Consider the following 18,677-nt stretch of genomic DNA (forward strand, 5'->3'; position numbering starts at 1 on the left):
GCCCCGCCCTCCCATCATCCTCTCCATCCACCCGCGAGCACGGCGCACGGGCGCCGCGAAGGAGTTCGGCTATGTTCGACACCCCACGCATCTTCCGTCGATCGGACCCCGACTTCCCGACCACGCCGGCCATTCAACGTCGCCTCATCGACGCAGGCCGGGTGGAAGGGGAGGGGCCGCTTGCGTCCCCGCCCAATGGCGCCCGGCGCTGTCGTCTCTGCGGTTGCAACATAAACGGTGATCACGAGGCGGACCGGACGATCCCGGCCTGCGGGTCTTGCAAGTCGCGCCCTGACCCGCGGGCATCTGCCGGACCCCAGTCAACACGCGCCTTCACCGACGCGGAGCGCTCCCTGATCAGCAAGGTCCACGGCTACATGCCGCGGATGCAGCTCCTGGGCATCCTGAATGACAGGCTGCGGAGCGATCTTGGGCCAGACGTCCAACCCTACACAATCGAGCAGATCCACGCGGGGATAGCGGCCCTGCCTGGATCCAAACCTGGCGGGCAACACGGTTGGGGTAGTCTGCGCAAACTGCTCGCACAGGCACAGCGCGCCGGCATGCTCGATCGGATCAACGATCAGATCATCAACGACTTCGCTGTCGTCTTCTCGCTCTCTCCGAAACATCTGATGCGGCTCAAGGACGTCCTCCTCGCGCCGGCGGAGGACTAACAAATGAAACGTTCTGTGATCCGCCGCGACGAGATGATCGGCGCGACGCTCAACCTCGGCGGCACACCGATCAGCCTGGACGACTACGCGACCACGGGGCTGCTCGCGGCTGCCATCGCTCCGCGGGGGATGGGCAAGACCAGCGCAGGCTTGCTCATGGCAGAGCAGCTCTCCGCCCAAGGGTGGGTCAGCGTCCTGGTAGACCCCGAGAACGAGCTTGAGTCGCTTTACGGCGACGCCGTATCCGACCCCGACGCGCTACGCGACGCGCTCGAAGCCCGCGACCGCCCCATCATCGTCGTCAACGCGAAGGACGCCGGCGAATTCGTCCCGTTCGGGGAAGCCATCCTCGACGCCGCCGACCAGCACAGGAAGCCGATCTTCGCGATGATCGACGAGGGCCAGCTCTTCAGCGGGAGCCGACGCCGCAGGAACGGGATGGGGGAAGCGGCCGACATCATCAACGAGTTCGCCGAGCGCGGTCGCAAGCGGGCCCTCGACCTTTTCATCACGGCCCTGCGGTACACGGGGACGCTGCAGCGCACGCTGTTCGCCAACAAGAACCTCACGCTGATCGGCCTACAGGAAGATCCGACGGCGTGGTCGGCGCTGGCGCCGCAATTCAAGGCGTCGCGGATCGAGTTCGCGGACTTGAACGCCCTCGCCCCCGGCGAATTCATGTGCCTGAGCCGGCGCGGAGTCGAGAAGGTCAGAATGCCGATGGCCGCCGCGCTGAAAGCGGTCGCGCCTAAAGCCAAGCCGGTCGCGAAGACGCTGCCGGCGACCTTCAATCAATGGACCAGGGCGATGAGCGCCATTCCGACCGAACGTTTGGTGGAGCTCAGCGAGGATGTGGTCGGCGTCCTCAGTACCGTAGCGGAACTATCGCCGCAGCAGATCCTCGCGGGCCAAGCCGCCCTCCAGGACGAGCTGGAGGCACGCACATGACCCGAAGCGCCCTCGAACGACCAGACGCGAGCTGGAAGCGCTTCGTGGTCGAGCACGGCCACAGGGCCAGCGCGCATGACCTCGCCTTCATCCTGCAGCGACCGGTCGAGGAAATCAGCCGGCTCCGGGCCACGGGTGCCTGCTCGAAAGGAGCGGGACGGAAGAACTTCATGGCGCTGTTCCAGCTCTGGCATGGCCGAGAACCGGAGGAGTCTGACTGGCCGCCACCCCGGAAAGTCAGATGCGGTGAATACGAGTGGCAGGCACCGGAACTCGCCCTCCTCGCCAGCTTGGTGGGTCGCCTCGGCAAGACCGAGATCGCCCAGACCCTCACGGCGCACCTGCAGCTTCTGACCAACGATCCGGCGGCTTGCCGTAGCGCAGGCGCCGTGCAGAACGCGATAAGCCGGATCGGGATGCAGTCGGCCGACGTTGTCGGCGGCATCACGACGGCCGACGCCGGCAAGGAGATCGGCTCGCTCGCGATCGTCAACCAGGCGATCCACAAGGGCGACCTGCGGCCTATGCGGGTCGGGCGCCGTTGGGTCATCCCTCACGATGCCTGGACGGCCTGGAAGGGCCGCCGGGTCTTTCCGCCGGACGGTTACGTTCCGTTGGCCACGCTGAAGAAGCAACTCTCGATCCGGAGTGACAAGCTGTCGGAATTCGCGCGGATGGGGCACGTTCCGACCGCGATACGCTGCAATCCCTATGGGACCGGCCTGCCGTCGACGCAATTCGGCACCTGGTATATCGCACCGGAGGTCGCCAGCGGGCTGATCGCCGACCGACACGCCGGCCAACCCATGCCGTGGCACGGCAAGCCCATCGGCGACAATCTGCGCGTGACATATCGGCTATGGCAGTCGCGCCAGCACCCGGCGAGATGCAGGACCTGCACGGACATCTGGGGGCAAAGAGGGGCGCCCAAGACGTTCGAGGATTACGCGGAGCGCTATCCTCCGCTCGCCCACGGCGCGAAGCGCCATCTGACGTTGCCTTGGAACCCCGGTCTCCTGGTTGCGGAAGTTGCCCAAAAGGCCGGCTGCTCTGTGGCCCAGGTCAGACGCGCTATAGAGAACGGAACGCTCAGCGCCACGACTCAGGGACGTACAACGTTCGTCACAAGGACCGATGCGACACGCTGGATCAGCCGCGGCACCCCCGCCGGTGACACCCAGAAATCCTGGATCTCGCTGGAGACCGCGCAGCAACGCTACCTGTTCACGAGCCGCGATCTCAAAGGCTTCATGGCCAGCGGCGCGCTCAAGTCGAAGACCGGCACGCATGGGGCCATGCGCGGCATCGTCTACGTGTCGAAGGCACAGTGCGCCAAACTCCGCGAGGAGATCGGTTTCACCGAACAGGAGGCCGCGCGGCGCGCGAAGATCACGGTCGCGCAGCTCCAGGACGCGCTGCGAGGCGTCGACTGGCGCGGAACAGGCGCCATCCCGCTCGCCACAGTTCAGGCGGTCATCAAGCGCCTGCACGCCAGTCCGGGATACTCGATTGCGGAAGCCGCCCGCGCCATCGGCAAAGACGCGGCATGGGTGGAGGACAGGATCAGGGACGGCACAGTGCGCCCCCTCCGCACCAGGCACGCCCCTGGCCGCCTCTATCTTTCGGAGCCGATGATCCAGCGCTTGCGGACGGAAGTCATCGCGCCGCGTGCCCAGACCGTGCCGCAAGTGGGCTGGCTCCGCCTCGGTGGCGCCGCCCTCGAAGCAGGAGTCACGGCGGCCACCATCATCAAATGGGCCACCGCCGGTGAGCTCGAGCGCACCCGAGGCCCAAACGGCTGGCGCTATGCCCACGACGCGGTGCGAACACGGGCCCAAGCCTACTGGCAGACCAGCCGCTTTCACCGGGCGACGCCGCCCGTATGGCTGAGGTCGGCGACCGTGACCTGACGGCGGACGCGGCATTGGCGCCGCAAGATGCCCGGCTCCGGTCGAGTCCCTCGTTGATCACTTAAAACATAGGAGCACCATCATGAGGCGCTGCACCCGGCCATCCAAACTCGAACAAACCGAAGAAGCCATCCGGCGAGCCGGCAGCATCGGCGCGCTCGAACGCCTGGCCCGGATCGGCGGAGCACCGGAACAACGCGCAGCCTTCTGGCAACCATTCTGCAAGCTGCCAAGCGCGCAAGGGCTGGACGCCGGCGTTGAGGAACTGAAGCGCATCATTCGCTCGAACGAGCACACAGCCACGAAGCGCGACACTCGGCCTGCGTCGAGCCCGCGTCATGCATGACACGGTTCCACCGTCAGCGGATCCCCTCACGCCCTGCATGTTTTGCGGTCAACCCGCGCACGTCGAGATCCATGAGGTCTGGGACCATGAATGGATGTTCGAGACGTGCTGCGAAGGACTGCACGAACAGCTTGCCCTCGAAATGGCGGAAGACCCCGAGTGGGCAAGGCGGTTCCTGCGCGCGCTCGATCTCGAGGTTCTTTGCGGCTGCAAGCTGCGACGCGTGACAGATGACGGAGCTTGCGGCCTCATTCTCGATTGGTCTCTCGAAATCGGGGAGATCGACCGCGCGTCTGCGAAACAATTCATCGCTCGACATCATGCTCATTGCCGGGTGCCCGTTACCTGGCGCTTTCATACCGGAATCTATAACGGCCGCACCCTGCTGGGCGTAGCCGTCGTTGGAAATCCCGTTGCCCCGGCGCTGAACGGCCGCGGCATCCTCGAGGTCAACAGGCTTTGCATCCGTCGCGACACTGCCGCCGCGCTGCGCTGGAATGCGGCTTCCATGCTCTATGGCTGGTGCGCAAGGGAAGCGGCGCGGCAGGGGTGGCGGGAGATCATTACATATACACGTGCCGATGAGCCGGGAACCTCGTTGCGGGCGGCTGGCTGGAAAACAGAATGCCGGGTGAGGGGCCGTGGCTGGCACAGCGCACGCCGCGCACGTTCGAACACGAACAGCTGGATCGACAAGGTTCGCTGGGCCAGAGACCTGGTCCCGACGGCGCAGGCCGGTCGCACCCCACTTCCCGCCCGCAGCGATGATCGAAGCATCCCTCGCGGCGAGCTCTCCGACCTTTCGACAGCCTGGTGGAAGGGCTGACGCCGCCGACCGTTCATCGCCGCCGCGAGCATCCGGGATCGCACAGACGCACCATCGTCATGGTAGCGCCGCGCGCGCCGCAAGCGGTGCACCGCACGGCGACCAAAGCGAATTCCAGCAGAGCCAACTCGCCATGCTTGCGCAACAGTCGCTCGGCCGGCAGCACGCCACGATGGGCGCAGGTGTTGCAAGTCAACAGCCTTAGCCAGCCTGGCGGTGTCTCGCGGATGCTGCCCACCCGAGGCTGACGATTGGGGTCCTTTCCGCCCATAAGAGAACATAAAAGGAACGCTGGCTCCGAGTCGAGACCACAGGAGCCGAGGCGGGCTACCGCGTTGCCGGCCGGGCGCCGCAAGGGTCGCGCCTGGCAGCGCGCCCGGTTTTGCCGGCTGCGCCCTTGCCCCGCCGCGGCGGGACGCGGGGCGGGAGGGCGTTCCCAGGAAATTGGAGAAACCCAATGCGACTCCACTTCGAATTGGCGCTCGTCCAGCGCCTGCTCGCCCACGCCAAGAACGCGCCGGAGCACCGCCCGACCTTCGATCAGATGTGCGACGGCCAGTTTCGCCGAGACGGCAAGACCTTCGATTTCGACGGGTCCAGCGCCGCCTTCCCGACATCCGAGGACGTCGATTCGGCGAAAATTCCCGCAGGGCTCTGGCTGGTCGGTGATCGCGGCCTCTACCTGATGTCGAACGGAGCGCCGCCGCTCCTCCTGAGCGGCAGCAGCTGCAGCCACGTCGTTGCCTATGCCGCTGAATGCGATCCGCGCAATCCGGGCGGCTGGTGGGACGTCAAGCGCACCGCCTTTGGCGGCGATGACGGCACCGTCTTCCTGGAAGCGTCCTTCATCGAAGGGCTCATCGCACGCGGCCGCGTGGAGAGCGTGTGCCTCGACGTCACGCCCGAGCGTGTGGAAGCCGTCACGCCCCGGATGACAGTGGGGAGGGCATAACATGACCAGCCCCCAAGCCCTGACCGAACTGCGCGAGATCCGCCACTTCCACCTGTTCGCCGGGCTCGGCGGCGGCGCCCGTGGCTTCAACCGCGGCACCGCTCGTGTCGGCAACATGCAGGCGGTCTTCCGCTGCATCGGCGGAATCGACGTCTCTCAGGCGGCGATCAAGGATTTCGGCCGCCTGGCCGGCGTGCCAGGCACCGTGCTGGATCTGTTCGATGCGGATCAGTACGCCGCCTTCCACGGCGAGGCGCCACCCCCAGGCTGGCGTCCCGCCACCCCGGAAGACATCCACGCCGCCGCCGGCGGCGAACGGCCGCACATCGTCTTCCTGTCAGCACCGTGCAAAGGCTTCTCCGGACTGCTGTCGGAGACGCTCAGCCTCACCGACAAATATCAGGCCCTGAACCGCCTGACGCTGCGCGGCATGTGGCTGACGCTGGAGGCGTTCCAGGATGACCCGCCCGAGCTGATCATCTTCGAAAACGTGCCGCGCATCGCCCGCCGCGGCCGTGCGCTTCTGGATCGCATTGGCGCCCTCCTCCGGCACTACAGCTACGCCGTTGCCGAGACGACCCATGACTGCGGCGAGTTGGGAGGCTTGGCCCAGACGCGGAAGCGCTTCCTTCTTGTCGCGCGCCACCAGGCCAAGGTGGCGCCGTTCCTGTACGAACCGCCCAAGCGTTCCCTTCGCGGCGTCGGGGACGTCCTCGGCCGGATGCCCCTTCCAGGCGACGTTGAGCGCGGAGGGCCGATGCACCGCGTCCCGCTGCTGCAATGGCAGACGTGGGTGCGGCTGGCTTTCGTCGAGGCCGGATCCGACTGGCGCTCCCTTAAGCGCCTACGGGTCGAGGACGGGCAACTCGCCGATTTTCGGCTGGCACCGGATGTGGACTGGCGCAACGGAACCCTTGGCGTGCAGGCGTGGGAAGACCCAGCCGGGACGGTCACCGGCAATGCCCGACCAGGTGCCGGCGCCTTCAGCGTCGCCGATCCGCGACGAGCCTACGGCGTCGCCGCTTTCGGTCAGTATGGGATCAAGCGCTGGGATGAGACCTCCCAGACCGTGATCGGCAAGGCCGCCGTCGGGGCAGGGCATTTCGGCGTGGCGGATCCCAGACACGATGGCCCGGCCAAATTCAGCAACGTCTATCGCGTCATCGATTGGAACAAGCACGCATCAGCCGTCACCAGCAGCCGAGATGTTGCCATCGCCGATCCACGCCAGCAGGAGTCAATGTTCCACAACGCCTACAAGCTGGTTTCATGGAGTGGCGCATCCCAGGCTATCACCGGCCAGCACGCGCCCAGCAACGGCGCGATGTGCGTTGCCGATCCGCGGCCCAACCTACATCGCGAGAAGGGCGATGACTGGGCCGGGGCAGGGCTTTATGGCGTTGTGTCATGGGAGGGACGCGCCGGCGCAGTCAGCAGCGCCGCCGGCTATGACAACGGCCGTTGGAGCGTTGCGGACCCCCGAAAGGCCCATGCCGCAGAAGACGACACCCCACCTCGCCTCCCGTCCGCCCAGGACCGCCTGGTGGCCGTCATCCGCAGCCAGGACGGCACCTGGCACCGTCCCTTCACGACCTTCGAGCTCGCGGCGCTGCAAAGCCTCGTGGACCCCGAGGAGCAGCTCGAACTGGAAGGCCTCTCGGATGCCGAATGGCGCGAACGGATCGGCAATGCCGTGCCGCCAGACGCGGCAATGGCAATCGCGGATACGATGGGGAAGACACTGTTGCTCGCCTGGTCCGGCGAGAGGTTCATGCTGTCCGCGCTGCCGATCTGGGTCCGGCCAATTGGTGTCGCCATGAGCCTCGATCAGCCCTAGTTAATGGGGGGGCGACATCATGAAACGAAACCTTAACGCTAACCGCGTCTAGGTTTGGGTTGATGCAGGCGTCGTCGAACGTTCGTTCGCAACGCGTTCTTTACGTCCTTGTCGGTCACGCCCAGGTCAAACCATTCCGGGTCGAAGTGGCCGCCGCACCAACGTTTGGTCTCGGCATACTCTTGGTCGCTCGGGTCGGCCATGATCGCAAGAAAGTTCTCGTAGCCGCTGACGCCACCAACGTCCTCGGGCGGACGAGCGCGCGCGCCGGCGACGCAAGTAGCAAGCCTGGGCGCGGCGTCGAGCGCGACGGACTTCTCGATTTCAACAATATGCCGCCAGTTGTCACCGAAATCGTAGATGTAGATGAACGCGACGCCAGGTTCGTTTCCGAAATCGCTGAGACGCACCTCCCTTTCGTCGAACAGACGCGGAGAGTCCGCGAAGCCGCCTTCGTCCCCATGCTCGGGGTCGCCGTAGCGTAGGCCGCCGATCCGATATTCGTGCAGGTGCGAGTTCCACCAGTTGAACGCGGCCTGGATTGCAAGATGGAGTTCGCCGAGGTGCCACGACAATGGCACGACAAGCCTACGCCAGACCGGAGGATCAATCTCGGCCAGGGCAACGCGGATCTGCAGGGCGTTCGGCTCACTGTAGCGCATGCGCGTCAGTGGAACGACGCCCGTCGACGACGTCAACTGGCAACCATTTGCGGCCGCAGTAGCGCAGTTTGTCCGCAGGCACTCCCCTCGCTGAATGCCCTGTGGCGTCGACATCTGGAGCGGGATGGCGCTTCGCGATAATCGAAGGTCCAGCAACTCGGGAAAGATTGGGGTGCCGAGATATTCCTGAAAAACGAGGATTACGGAAAGCGGAGTGAGACGCGCTTACCGCGCCATGGCCGGGCCGGGGCAAGGGGCTCGGCGCTACGCGCCGGCCCGGCTCAAGCCGGCTTCGCCCTTGCCCCGGCCGGACCAGGCCGCGGGTTGGGGGAGGGGTGATCAACAAGTCCATGAAGAGGACGACACCCCATGGCCCATTTCTCCAAACGCCACGCCGCCGGCGATAACGCACCGCGCGACCACTATGCCGAGGTAACGGCACAGATCATCGCCGCTCTCAAAGCGGGCACGCCACCCTGGCGGCGACCCTGGGACGTCGGCAAGGCGGGCGGCCCGATGATGCCGCACAACGCGGCGACCGGCGCCCGATACCGCGGCATCAACACGATCATGCTCGGCATGTCACCACTGGCGTTCATCAGCGGCGATCCACGCTGGGCAACATACAAACAGGCCGCCGATCGCGGCTGGCAAGTTCGCAAGGGATCGCGCGGCACACCCGGCTTCTTCTACAAGAAGATCGAGGTGGAAGACCGAACCGGCGCAAGCGACGATGGCCGAAAGGTCGTCCCGGTGCTTCGCTCGTTCACGCTTTTCAACGGTTCTCAGATCGACGGGATACCTCCCTACATCGCACCGGGCGTCGAAGAAGCGCCCTGGCGGGAGCCGGAATCCGCCGCGACGATCGCGCGCAACAGCAAGGCCGTCATCCGCGTCGGCGGCGACCGCGCATTCTTCTCACCGTCGACCGACCACATCCAGATGCCTCCCACATGCGCGTTCCGCTCGCCCGCGGCCTACGCGAGTGTCCTGCTTCACGAGCTCGGTCACTGGACCGGAACGAAGGACCGGCTCGACCGCGACCTGACCGGCAATTTCGGCTCCCAGGATTACTCGAGGGAGGAGCTCCGGGTTGAGCTTGCTCAAGTTATGATCTGTGCCGAGCTGGGCATCGACGATTGCGATTTCACGAACGGTGCGGCCTACATCGCTGAGTGGCTCAGCAAGCTGCGCGACGACAAGAAGGAGATATTCCGCGCAGCCTCCGATGCGCAGCGCATCGCAGATTACCTGCTCGCTTTCCATCCCGATCACGCCGCGCGCACTGAAGCACCACCCTCCGACGGGGAATCGGAGATCACCGAGCCGTCCCCACCATCTCTTGAACCCGCATATGCAGAGGCAGCGTGATGCGCGCCGCTCCAAGATGGGAGATGTCCCCGTTAGCAGCTGAAGCCGGCCAAGAGGCCACACTGCAGATCGTCGATCAGGAGGATGGTCCCGACGGACGCACGGTCTGCATTATTCCCGGCAACCTGAGTCGCCGATTGGCGGATGGTGAGTTCGTCCGGCTTCTCGATGAGCAGGACATTGCCAATGCCGCGATGATCATGCTGCTGCCTCGGTTGCGGAGCACGATGTCCAACCTGGTCGAATGGGCTTCGCGCACCGGCGGGCGGGACGCTTCGTGCTGGCGCTCCGCCGAAACACTGCTGCTGATGCCTGGGAAAGCGCGAGCTGCTGTCGCCGCCGCCAACGCGGGAGCACGGCCATGAATTACATCGCCCGCCTGCAAGACGAGTTGGCCAGTGTAAACGCAGCGCTCGTGGCCAAGGCAGACGCTATTCAAGAGTTCCGTGTCCATCTCGCTGGCGACAAGTTCGCGGGCTTTGAAACAGATGGCGGCCGCAAAGACTGGATCGCGGTTGCCGATGTGAACGCATGGCTGGCCCGGATTGCGGCGGCGGGAGCATGAGCGGTGACCGCGCTTACAACCCTGCGGGTGATTACGCTCCCTCAACGCCGGGACGTCGATGGTCCTGGTCCGAGTATCTGGGTCACGGCGATCCGGGCCAGCAGAGCCGCTCCGCCGCGCGACGACCCTGATCCTTCCTTCGCTGCGGAGCTGCCACTGCGCGCCGGGCGAGGCAAGGGTCCGCTGCCATAAAGCAGCGGCCCGGCTTCGCCGGCTGCGCCCTGGCCACGTCCGCCACGCAGCGGCCTTCCGGACAGGTCTTCAGAGAGAAGATCGAGGAAGGAAGTCAGCACAATGCCCGACACACAAAGGGCCTCAGCGGATGAGCTGAGGGCCACCATCGAACAGGCGCTCGCCCAACACAGCGGTTCCCTCGAGCGTTTTCGGCACTGGGCGAAGCGCATCATCTACACGCCGGGTGTCGCTGACATGGCCGAGATCTGCTGCGCCTACTGGCTGATCGATCTGGTGGCCTCGCATCAGGTCAATCCGAGCGTCAGGGCAGAAGAGTTCCAGGTCTGGACGCTGACGGTCGCTGCTGATCGCACCGCGCTCGCGGTCGGCGATGATGGCAACGGCCACGGAGTCGCACGGCAGGTCATCGAGTTCACCGACTTTCCGCTCAATGAAATCAAGCTCTACCTCGACCAGGGCACCCTGATGCTGCCCGGCGAATACTGACCGCGCGGCTCGCCTGACCGGCCGCCCGACCCGCGCGACCAACCCCACCAACAAAGCCGCCTGCCGCCCGCGCCACAAGCGCGCCCGCGGTCGCGCGCGCATGCAAGGAGACCTCGCCATGCCCGACGCCGCGCAATACACGTTCGGCCTGTTCGACAGCACCGCGCTCGGCTGGACGCTCGACACGCCCAAGGCCGGCGCCGCCGAACCACTGCACCACGACAACACAGATGCCGTTCCCGTTTCCCCGAGCGCTGCCACGACCGTTCCCGGGAAGAATTTTTATTTGGACTCGGATCGCGCGCTTGCGCGCGGCTGGCCCACCCGCGCCCGCGACAACATTGCGGCCATCCGGCTCTCGAAAGAGCTGCATGAGTCCGGCCGCGCCGCCTCGGCCGACGAACAGGCGCAGCTGCTTCGCTTCATCGGCTTCGGGGCTACGGACCTTGCCCAAAATTGCTTCCCGCTGCCCGGCGTGGACGCCTTCCGGCCCGGCTGGGAGGAGATCGGCGGTGACCTCGCGGCCGTCACGACGCCGGCGGAATACGCTGCTCTGCAGCGGGCGACGCAATACGCCCACTACACCCCGGAGCCGGTGATCCGCAGCCTTTGGCGCGCTGCCCAGCATCTCGGGTTCAACGGCGGGCGCGTCCTCGAGCCAGGTATGGGAACGGGCCTGTTCTTCGCCCTGCTGCCGGAAGTCCTGCGCGAAGCCACCCGCCTGACTGGGGTGGAATATGACCCCATCACCGCCCGCATCGCGGCCCTGATCCATCCCGAGGCCCGTGTGCGTTGCGAGGATTACACCCGCAGCACCCTCGGCGGGGGCTTCGATCTCGCCATCGGCAACCCGCCTTTCGCGGACCGCATTGTCCGCGCGGACCCGTCGACCGCCGCCCTTGGTCTGCGCCTGCACGACTACTTCATCGCCCGATCCATAAGCCGGCTGCGGCCAGGCGGCATCGCCCTCTTCGTCACCAGCACCGGGACGATGGACAAGGCAACGACAACCGCCCGCGAGCATATCGCCAGCCTGGCTGACCTGGTCGGCGCCGTGCGCCTGCCGGAAGGCACGATGCGTGCGACCGCCGGGACCGAGGTGGTTATTGACGTTTTGGTGTTTCAACGCCGGGCGGAGGGACAGGCAACCTCTGGCGCGCAATGGATGAACCTCAGCGAACTTGTTCTGGAGGACAGCGAGACCGGGGGCGAGGAGTGCGACGAGTACCTGCCGGCTGACGACCTGCCGGACGAACGCGGTTCCGCGCCCCGGCGTCACGAGCGGAAGGGCGTCATCGCGATCAACGAGTATTTCGCCGACCATCCCGAAATGGTGCTCGGAACGCACGGCCAGCGTCGCGGCATCTACGGACCGGGTTTCTCCTACACGTGCCGGCCGGTTGCTGATGGCCCGTCGATCGAGACTCAGCTCGACAAGGCCCTGGGCCGCCTGCCCGCCGCCATCCTCCCGGCCGCCCCTTCCGGCAGCCATAATGACCCCGACGACGAGCTGGTGACCGTCCGCCCCGGCACTGCTGCCGACGGGGCCACCATCAAGGAAGGTTCCTTCCTGATCGGCCAGGGCGGACGCCTCTCGCAGATCCTGGGCGGGATTGCTGTCCCGGTCTCGATCAAGGACGGCCGCAGCGGGGAGGGGATCAGCAGCAAGGCCGCCAAGATCATCCGTGGCCTGCTGCCGATCCGTGACGCCATCCGCGACGTGCTGCGCGCCCAGGCGACGGGCCGCCCCTGGGCGCAGGCGCAGGTCAAGCTCCGCTGCGCCTATTCCGGGTTCATCCGCTACCACGGACCGATCAACCACACCGTCGTCACCACGCTGACCGACGCCGAGACCGGCGAAGAACGCGAGGTGCATCGCCGCCCCAACCTGGCGCCGTTCGCGGATGATCCGGATTGCTGGCTGGTCGCCAGCATTGAGGACTACGACCTCGAAAGCGGGCTGGCCCGCATGGGACCGGTCTTCCGCGAACGGGTCATCGCCCCGCCGACCACCCCGCTCATCACCTCCGCGGCGGACGCGCTCGCCGTCACCCTCAACGAGGTTGGCCATGTCGACCTCGACCGTCTCGCCGAGCTTTTGGAACGCGACCCCGACGCGGCCCTGCAACAGCTCGGAACGGCGGTATTCCGCAACCCAATGACCCAAGCGTGGGAAACGGCCGACGCCTACCTCTCCGGCGCGGTGCGAACCAAGCTGGAAGCGGCCGAAGCCGCCGCCACCTTGGATCGGCAATTCGAGCGGAACGTCCTGGCTCTGCGGGACTGCCAGCCGAAGGACGTGCCACCCTCCGGTATCACCGCCCGCCTCGGCGCGCCGTGGATTCCGACCGACGTGATCGAGGCGTTCGCCAGCGACATGATGGGCGGTGAGGTCAAGATCCTCCACACCGAAGAGATCGCAACCTGGTCGGTCGACGGCCGCGCATTCATCGGCAATGCCGCCGGCACGTCCGAATGGGGCACATCGCGGCGTCATGCCGGACAGCTTCTCCATGACGCGCTGAATAGCGCCACACCGCAAGTCTTCGATGTCGAGATCGTCGATGGCAGCGAACGGCGTGTCCTCAACGTCGAAGCAACCGAGGCAGCCAAGGAGAAGCTGGTCAAGATCAAGACCGCCTTCACACGATGGGTCTGGACGGACCCCGATCGCGCCGATCGCCTCGCGCGCATCTACAATACTCGTTTCAACAACCTGGTGCCGCGTCACTTCGACGGCAGCCACCTGACATTGCCAGGAGCCAGCAGCATCCTCCGGCTCTACGGACACCAGAAGCGGGTGATCTGGCGCATCATCAGCGCCGGGACCACCTACATGGCGCACACCGTGGGCGCCGGAAAGACGTTCTCGATCGCCGCGGCGGTCATGGAACAGAAGCGCCTCGGCCTGATAACCAAAGCGATGCTGGTTGTGCCCGGCCACTGCCTGGCTCAGGCGTCGCGCGAGTTCCTCCAGCTTTATCCGACCGCCCGCATCCTGGTCGCCGACGAGACCAACTTCACCAAGGACAAGCGGTCCCGGTTCCTGGCACGCGCGGCCACGGCGAACTGGGACGCGATCATCATCACCCACTCGGCCTTCCGCTTCATCGCGGTGCCCGCTGACTATGAACAAACCGTGATCACCCGGCAGATCGAGGCCTACGAGGCACTGAAGCTGCGCGCTGACGGTGACGACCGCACGACACGCAAGCGCCTCGAGGCGATGAAGGAGAAGCTGACCGAGCGGCTGGAAGCCATCAAGGACCGGCGCGACGACATGGTCACGATCGAGGAGATCGGCATCGACCAGGTGATCGTCGACGAGGCGCAGGAATTTCGAAAACTCTCGTTCGCCACCAACCGCGTCAATCTGAAGGGCGTCGATCCGGACGGCTCGCAGCGGGCATGGGATTTGTACGTCAAGACCCGCTTCATCGCGGAGCGGAATCCGCGGCGCGCGCTGATCCAGGCCTCGGGCACACCGATCACCAACACACTCGGCGAGATGTTCACCCTGCTGCGGTTCCAGAACGAGGACACGCTGGGGGATCGCGGCGTCCACGAGTTCGACGCCTGGGCGTCCGCCTTTGGCGACACGCGCACCGAGCTGGAATTGCAGCCCTCCGGCACTTACAAACCGGTCGAACGCTTCAGCCAGTTCGTCAATGTCCCCGAGCTGATAGATATGTTCCGCGCCTGCGCGGACGTGGTGCTGAAGGACGATCTGCGCGGCTACCTGCGCCTGCCCAGCATCCGCGGCGGCGCACGCCAGCTGATCACCGCCGACGCCAGCGACGCATTCCGCGACTATCAGACCGTCCTGGCAGACAGGATCAGCGAGATCGAAGCACGGACGCGACGCGTGCAGAAGGGCGACGACATTCTCCTGTCGGTCATCACCGACGGCCGCCATGCCGCGATCGACATGCGCCTCATCTGGCCGGGCAATGACAATGAGCCAGACAACAAACTCAACAAGCTGATCGCCAACGTCCATCGCATCTGGGGCGAGACGAGGCAACATACGTTCAATCGACCTGACGGCACGCCCTTTCCGATCCCCGGGGCCGGGCAGATGATCTTCAGCGATCTTGGCACGATCAGCGTCGAGTCCAAACGCGGCTTCTCCGCCTATCGCTGGATCAAGCAGGAGCTGCTCCGGCTCGGCATTCCCGCATCGGAAATCGCGTTCATGCAGGACTTCAAGCGATCGGCCGACAAGCAGCGGCTGTTCAACGACTTCAATGCCGGGCGTGTGCGTATCCTGATCGGCTCGTCGGAGACCATGGGCACTGGCGTCAACGTGCAACTTCGCCTGAAAGCCCTGCACCATCTCGATGTGCCCTGGTTGCCATCGCAGATCGAACAGCGAGAAGGCCGGATCGAACGCCAGGGCAATCAGCACGACGAAATCGAGATCTATGCGTACGCCACGCTCGGCTCGATGGACGCCACGATGTGGCAGAACAACGAGCGCAAGGCCCGCTTCATCGCCGCGGCGCTCTCTGGCGACCGCAGCATCCGCACCATCGACGACATCGGCGAGGCCGCCAACCAGTTTGCCCTGGCCAAGGCCATCGCGTCTGGGGATGCACGGCTCATGCAGAAGGCCGGACTAGAAGGGGAGGTGGCCCGCCTGCAGCGTCAGCGCGACGCCCACTTCGACGACCAACTCAACGTCCGCCGTCAGATCCAGAACGCCGTCCACGACCGGAACGCCGCCGAGCGCCGGATCGCCGGCGTCCAACAGGATATCGAACGACGGACCAGCACACGCGGCGACGCCTTCGCGCTGAATTGGGAAGGACGCATCGTCACTGAGCGCCGGACCGCCGGCGCACTCATCCTGTCCAAGCTCAGGCTCGCGGAGCGTGCCGGCAAGAAAGGGGAACTGCCGCTCGGCTCAATCGGCGGCTTTGAGCTGCGCTGTGACGTCGGCTGCGGCTATTTCCGCGAGACCGAAGCGAGCCTGGTGTTGCTCCGCTCGGACTATGACCAGGAAATCCGGATCGAAGCGGACCTGACGCAGACCGGACTGATCGCTCGGATCGAACACATCCTGGAGCATTTCGAGGCGGACATGCAGGAGCAGGAACGCCGGGCCCGCGACGCCGCACAGCGTCTCGCCGGTTACGAGCAACGCGCCGGCCAGGCGTTTGCGTTGCAAGGCGAACTCGACGCCAAGCTGGCGCAGCTGGAGGCGCTGGAAGCCGATCTTGCCCAGACGGGCAAGGATCAGACCAGCAAGGCAGACGCCGGAAAACTCGCCGCCTGAGTCCACCGCCTCTCCGGAGGCCCCATTCACCGATGGAGGTTATCATGCCGGTCGTCTTCGACACCGGGGCGCTTTTGCGCCCGCGGTTCCTGGCTCACGAGTTCACTGCGACAAAGTGGGACAGCAGCGAGGTCAAAGCGAAGTTCGCGAACGATCTCTGCCGCTTCATGGCTGCCGACTTCAAGGAGTCCCTGTTCACCAAGGCGCTCTATCAGCGACTCTCGATGTGCTGGGGCCACATCGCCCATTATAACCGCGAAGGATTCTTCGGAGAGTTCTTCCGCAGCCTGCGCGGCAGAATCGACTTCCTTGAACAGACTCTCGCCTGGCGCTGCTTCGGCGATCCCGAATACACCTACTCCGACGTCGAAGCGGCCGTGAATGCACGGCTTGGCAGCTGCGATCTACTCGTGGCCTATCGCGCCCTTCGCGCGGCCGAGGTGGAGAACGCCGAACGCGAAATGCTTCGGCACCTGCAGCAGAAATACGAGGGCGGCAACACACCTCTGATCGCGCCTACGCCAATCCTGCATCCCGGCACTCTGCCAAAGCCCACCAGTCGCAAGCCGTCGACGGACCAACAAGCCGCCCTGTTCTGAACCGAGGATGTGCCGGATCGATGCCGGCCGCCGCAAGGGTCACGCGCGCACCCGCGCGCATGCCCGGCTTCGCCGGCTTCGCCCTTGCCCCGGACCGGCACGATCCGGCCGGCGGGGAGGGTCTCCCCGAGAACAGGGGAAGACGAACCATCCAACCAGGAGCTCACCATGGCCGAACTTCGCAGCGTCGATCCGCGCACGTTGAAGCCCAATCCAAACAACCCCCGCAAGACACCGGCCCCGCAGGCGATGGACGACCAGTTGCTGGCGTCGATCACCGCGATCGGCATCATCCAGCCACCCGTCGTGCGCGAGGTCGACGGCGACCTGGTGATCAAGGCCGGCGAGCGCCGCGTGAAGGCAGCGATCCGCGCTGAAATGCCTATGATCGACGTGCTCGTGCGGGAGACCGACGACGCGCAGGCGCCGATGGAATCCCTATCGGAAAACCTCGTGCGCGCCGCGATGAACAACGTCGATATCTGGCGCGCCATCGAGCGGCTGGAGAACGAGGGCTGGAACGAGCAAGCCATCGCCGATGCGCTCGCGCTGCCGGTTCGCACGGTAAAACGCCTGAAGCTGCTGGCGCGGCTGCACCCGCCGATGCTGGACGTCATGGCGAAGGGCAGCATGCCGTCCGAGGACCAACTGCGCACCATTGCGGCAGCCAGCCTCGAGGAGCAGGCGCAGGTCTGGAAGAAGAACAAGCCGAAGAAAGGAGACGACTTCTCCTGGTACCATGTCGCCCACGCCCTCTCGAAGCGCCGCATTCCGTTCGCCGCCGCGAGGTTCGACGACGACCTGGCGCGCGCCTACGGCGTCGAGTGGCACGACGACCTGTTCGCGCCCGCCGGCGAGGATGGCCGCTACACCACCAACGTCGACGGGTTCTTCGGCGCGCAGCAGGAATGGCTGGCCAACCACCTCCCCGAAAAGGGGACGCTGCTGACGCAGAACGAGTACGGCCAGCCCGAACTGCCCAAGAAGGCCGAACGGATCTACGGCAAGCCGGGCAAGGGCGACATCACCGGCCACTACCTCGATCCGAACTCGGGCGAGGTGAAGACTGTCGCCTACCGGATGCCCGTCGCCGCGAAACCGGCGAACGCCGGCAAGGGCGCCAAAGCCGCTGCGACCCAAGGACACGATAACACCGCGGCGCCTACGGCACGCAGCCGCCCCGATGTGACCAGCCGCGGCAATGCGATGATCGGTGACCTTCGGACGGACGCGCTGCACCGCGCCCTGCAGGACAATGCCTTCAGCGACCAAACGTTGATCGGGCTCTTGCTCCTGGCACTGGCCGGCAAGAACGTCTCGGTCCAGGGGCCGAACGAGACCGGCGCCTGGGATCGCCACGCGCTCGGGGCGAAGATCGCCCAGGGCGGCGTGCTGACGTCCGACGACGGCCTGCTGCGACAGACGGCCCGCGAGATGCTGGTCTCCGTGCTGTCCTGCCGGGACAACATGAGCAACAGCGGTGTCGTCGCCTGCGTGGCGGGTGCTGCGATCGATGCCGCCGCCTACCTGCCGAACATGGCCACCGAGGAGTTCCTCGCCTGCCTGTCGCGAGCGGCGCTCGAACGCTTGGCCGCCACAGAAGGTGTTCGCGTGGAAGTGCGCGTGAAGGATACGCGCGCCCGCCTGGTCGAGCGCTTCAAGGACGGAACCTGGATCTACCCCAACAGCCGGTTCACCGCCTCGGCCGAAGCCATCGCGGATCTCGCCGGCGACGAGGCGGATGAGCCGACCGCCGAGGATGCCGACGGTGAAGGCGTTGGCTCTATAGGCGACGGCACGACCGAGCCGGACGGTGAGGACCCGACCCAGGACATGGACGAGGCCTACGCGCCTCCGGTCGCTGAGCCCACGCCGGCCTTGGCCATCGCTGCCGAGTAATACCAACGGCCCCGACCGTTGACTCGTCTGTGACTTGGAGCGACGCGGCGGTCCGTGATTCGCAGGCGTCTCCAAGACAGGGAGACAGCGATGACCGTAGCGATCACCGGCCAGGATCTCTCAGCC

At 65.8% G+C, this 18,677-nt stretch carries 15 protein-coding genes; 14 read left to right on the top strand and 1 reads right to left on the bottom strand.

All coding sequences use genetic code 11. The features are described 5' to 3' along the window. The first annotated feature begins 71 nt into the window (after nucleotides 1–71). From CCS01_RS12670 to CCS01_RS12700, 7 genes are all read left to right on the top strand, one after another. Entirely contained in the window at nucleotides 72–677 is a 606-nt protein-coding gene (locus CCS01_RS12670) for a hypothetical protein (RefSeq protein ID WP_104519185.1), read from the top strand. 3 nt (nucleotides 678–680) lie between these two features. After that, a complete protein-coding gene (locus CCS01_RS12675) occupies nucleotides 681–1,625 on the top strand; it encodes a hypothetical protein (RefSeq protein ID WP_146101725.1) in 945 nt (314 codons plus the stop codon). Beyond that, on the top strand, nucleotides 1,622–3,535 hold the full coding sequence (locus CCS01_RS12680) for a hypothetical protein (protein ID WP_104519187.1): 1,914 nt from the start codon (nucleotides 1,622–1,624) through the stop codon (nucleotides 3,533–3,535). The genes CCS01_RS12675 and CCS01_RS12680 overlap by 4 nt, the downstream gene beginning before the upstream one ends. An 82-nt stretch (nucleotides 3,536–3,617) precedes the next feature. Next, entirely contained in the window at nucleotides 3,618–3,881 is a 264-nt protein-coding gene (locus tag CCS01_RS12685) for a hypothetical protein (protein ID WP_104519188.1), read from the top strand. Next, a complete protein-coding gene (locus CCS01_RS32785) occupies nucleotides 3,874–4,707 on the top strand; it encodes an XF1762 family protein (protein ID WP_146101726.1) in 834 nt (277 codons plus the stop codon). Before CCS01_RS12685 ends, CCS01_RS32785 begins: the two co-directional genes overlap by 8 nt. A gap of 457 nt (nucleotides 4,708–5,164) precedes the next feature. Beyond that, the gene (locus CCS01_RS12695; RefSeq protein WP_104519190.1) at nucleotides 5,165–5,659 is read left to right on the top strand and encodes a DUF3085 domain-containing protein; all 495 of its coding nucleotides are present in this window, start codon (nucleotides 5,165–5,167) and stop codon (nucleotides 5,657–5,659) included. 1 nt (nucleotide 5,660) lies between these two features. Continuing rightward, nucleotides 5,661–7,496 (top strand): DNA cytosine methyltransferase, encoded by a 1,836-nt coding sequence (locus CCS01_RS12700; RefSeq protein ID WP_104519191.1) that lies wholly within the window; start codon nucleotides 5,661–5,663, stop codon nucleotides 7,494–7,496. Nucleotides 7,497–7,534: 38 nt separating this feature from the next. Here CCS01_RS12700 and CCS01_RS12705 read toward each other — a convergent pair whose 3' ends face one another. Beyond that, complete coding sequence (locus CCS01_RS12705; RefSeq protein WP_104519192.1) at nucleotides 7,535–8,158, bottom strand: plasmid pRiA4b ORF-3 family protein; 624 nt, start codon at nucleotides 8,156–8,158, stop codon at nucleotides 7,535–7,537. A 369-nt stretch (nucleotides 8,159–8,527) separates the two neighbouring features. Between CCS01_RS12705 and CCS01_RS12710 the strand changes: the two genes are divergently transcribed. From CCS01_RS12710 to CCS01_RS12740, 7 genes are all read left to right on the top strand, one after another. After that, a complete protein-coding gene (locus tag CCS01_RS12710; RefSeq protein WP_104519193.1) occupies nucleotides 8,528–9,529 on the top strand; it encodes an ArdC family protein in 1,002 nt (333 codons plus the stop codon). 23 nt (nucleotides 9,530–9,552) lie between these two features. Further along, a complete protein-coding gene (locus CCS01_RS12715; protein WP_146101727.1) occupies nucleotides 9,553–9,894 on the top strand; it encodes a hypothetical protein in 342 nt (113 codons plus the stop codon). Next, complete coding sequence (locus tag CCS01_RS12720; RefSeq protein ID WP_104519195.1) at nucleotides 9,891–10,094, top strand: hypothetical protein; 204 nt, start codon at nucleotides 9,891–9,893, stop codon at nucleotides 10,092–10,094. Before CCS01_RS12715 ends, CCS01_RS12720 begins: the two co-directional genes overlap by 4 nt. Nucleotides 10,095–10,388: 294 nt before the next feature. Then, nucleotides 10,389–10,775, top strand: coding sequence for a DUF6876 family protein (locus tag CCS01_RS12725; RefSeq protein ID WP_104519196.1), 387 nt, complete (start codon nucleotides 10,389–10,391; stop codon nucleotides 10,773–10,775). Nucleotides 10,776–10,893: 118 nt separating this feature from the next. Then, on the top strand, nucleotides 10,894–16,053 hold the full coding sequence (locus CCS01_RS12730; protein ID WP_193540132.1) for a helicase-related protein: 5,160 nt from the start codon (nucleotides 10,894–10,896) through the stop codon (nucleotides 16,051–16,053). A gap of 44 nt (nucleotides 16,054–16,097) precedes the next feature. Then, complete coding sequence (locus CCS01_RS12735) at nucleotides 16,098–16,652, top strand: hypothetical protein (RefSeq protein WP_146101728.1); 555 nt, start codon at nucleotides 16,098–16,100, stop codon at nucleotides 16,650–16,652. Between the two features lie 168 nt (nucleotides 16,653–16,820). Further along, on the top strand, nucleotides 16,821–18,551 hold the full coding sequence (locus tag CCS01_RS12740; protein WP_104519199.1) for a ParB/RepB/Spo0J family partition protein: 1,731 nt from the start codon (nucleotides 16,821–16,823) through the stop codon (nucleotides 18,549–18,551). Nucleotides 18,552–18,677: the final 126 nt, after the last annotated feature.

The sequence above is a fragment of the Rhodopila globiformis genome (assembly GCF_002937115.1).
GTDB lineage: Bacteria > Pseudomonadota > Alphaproteobacteria > Acetobacterales > Acetobacteraceae > Rhodopila > Rhodopila globiformis.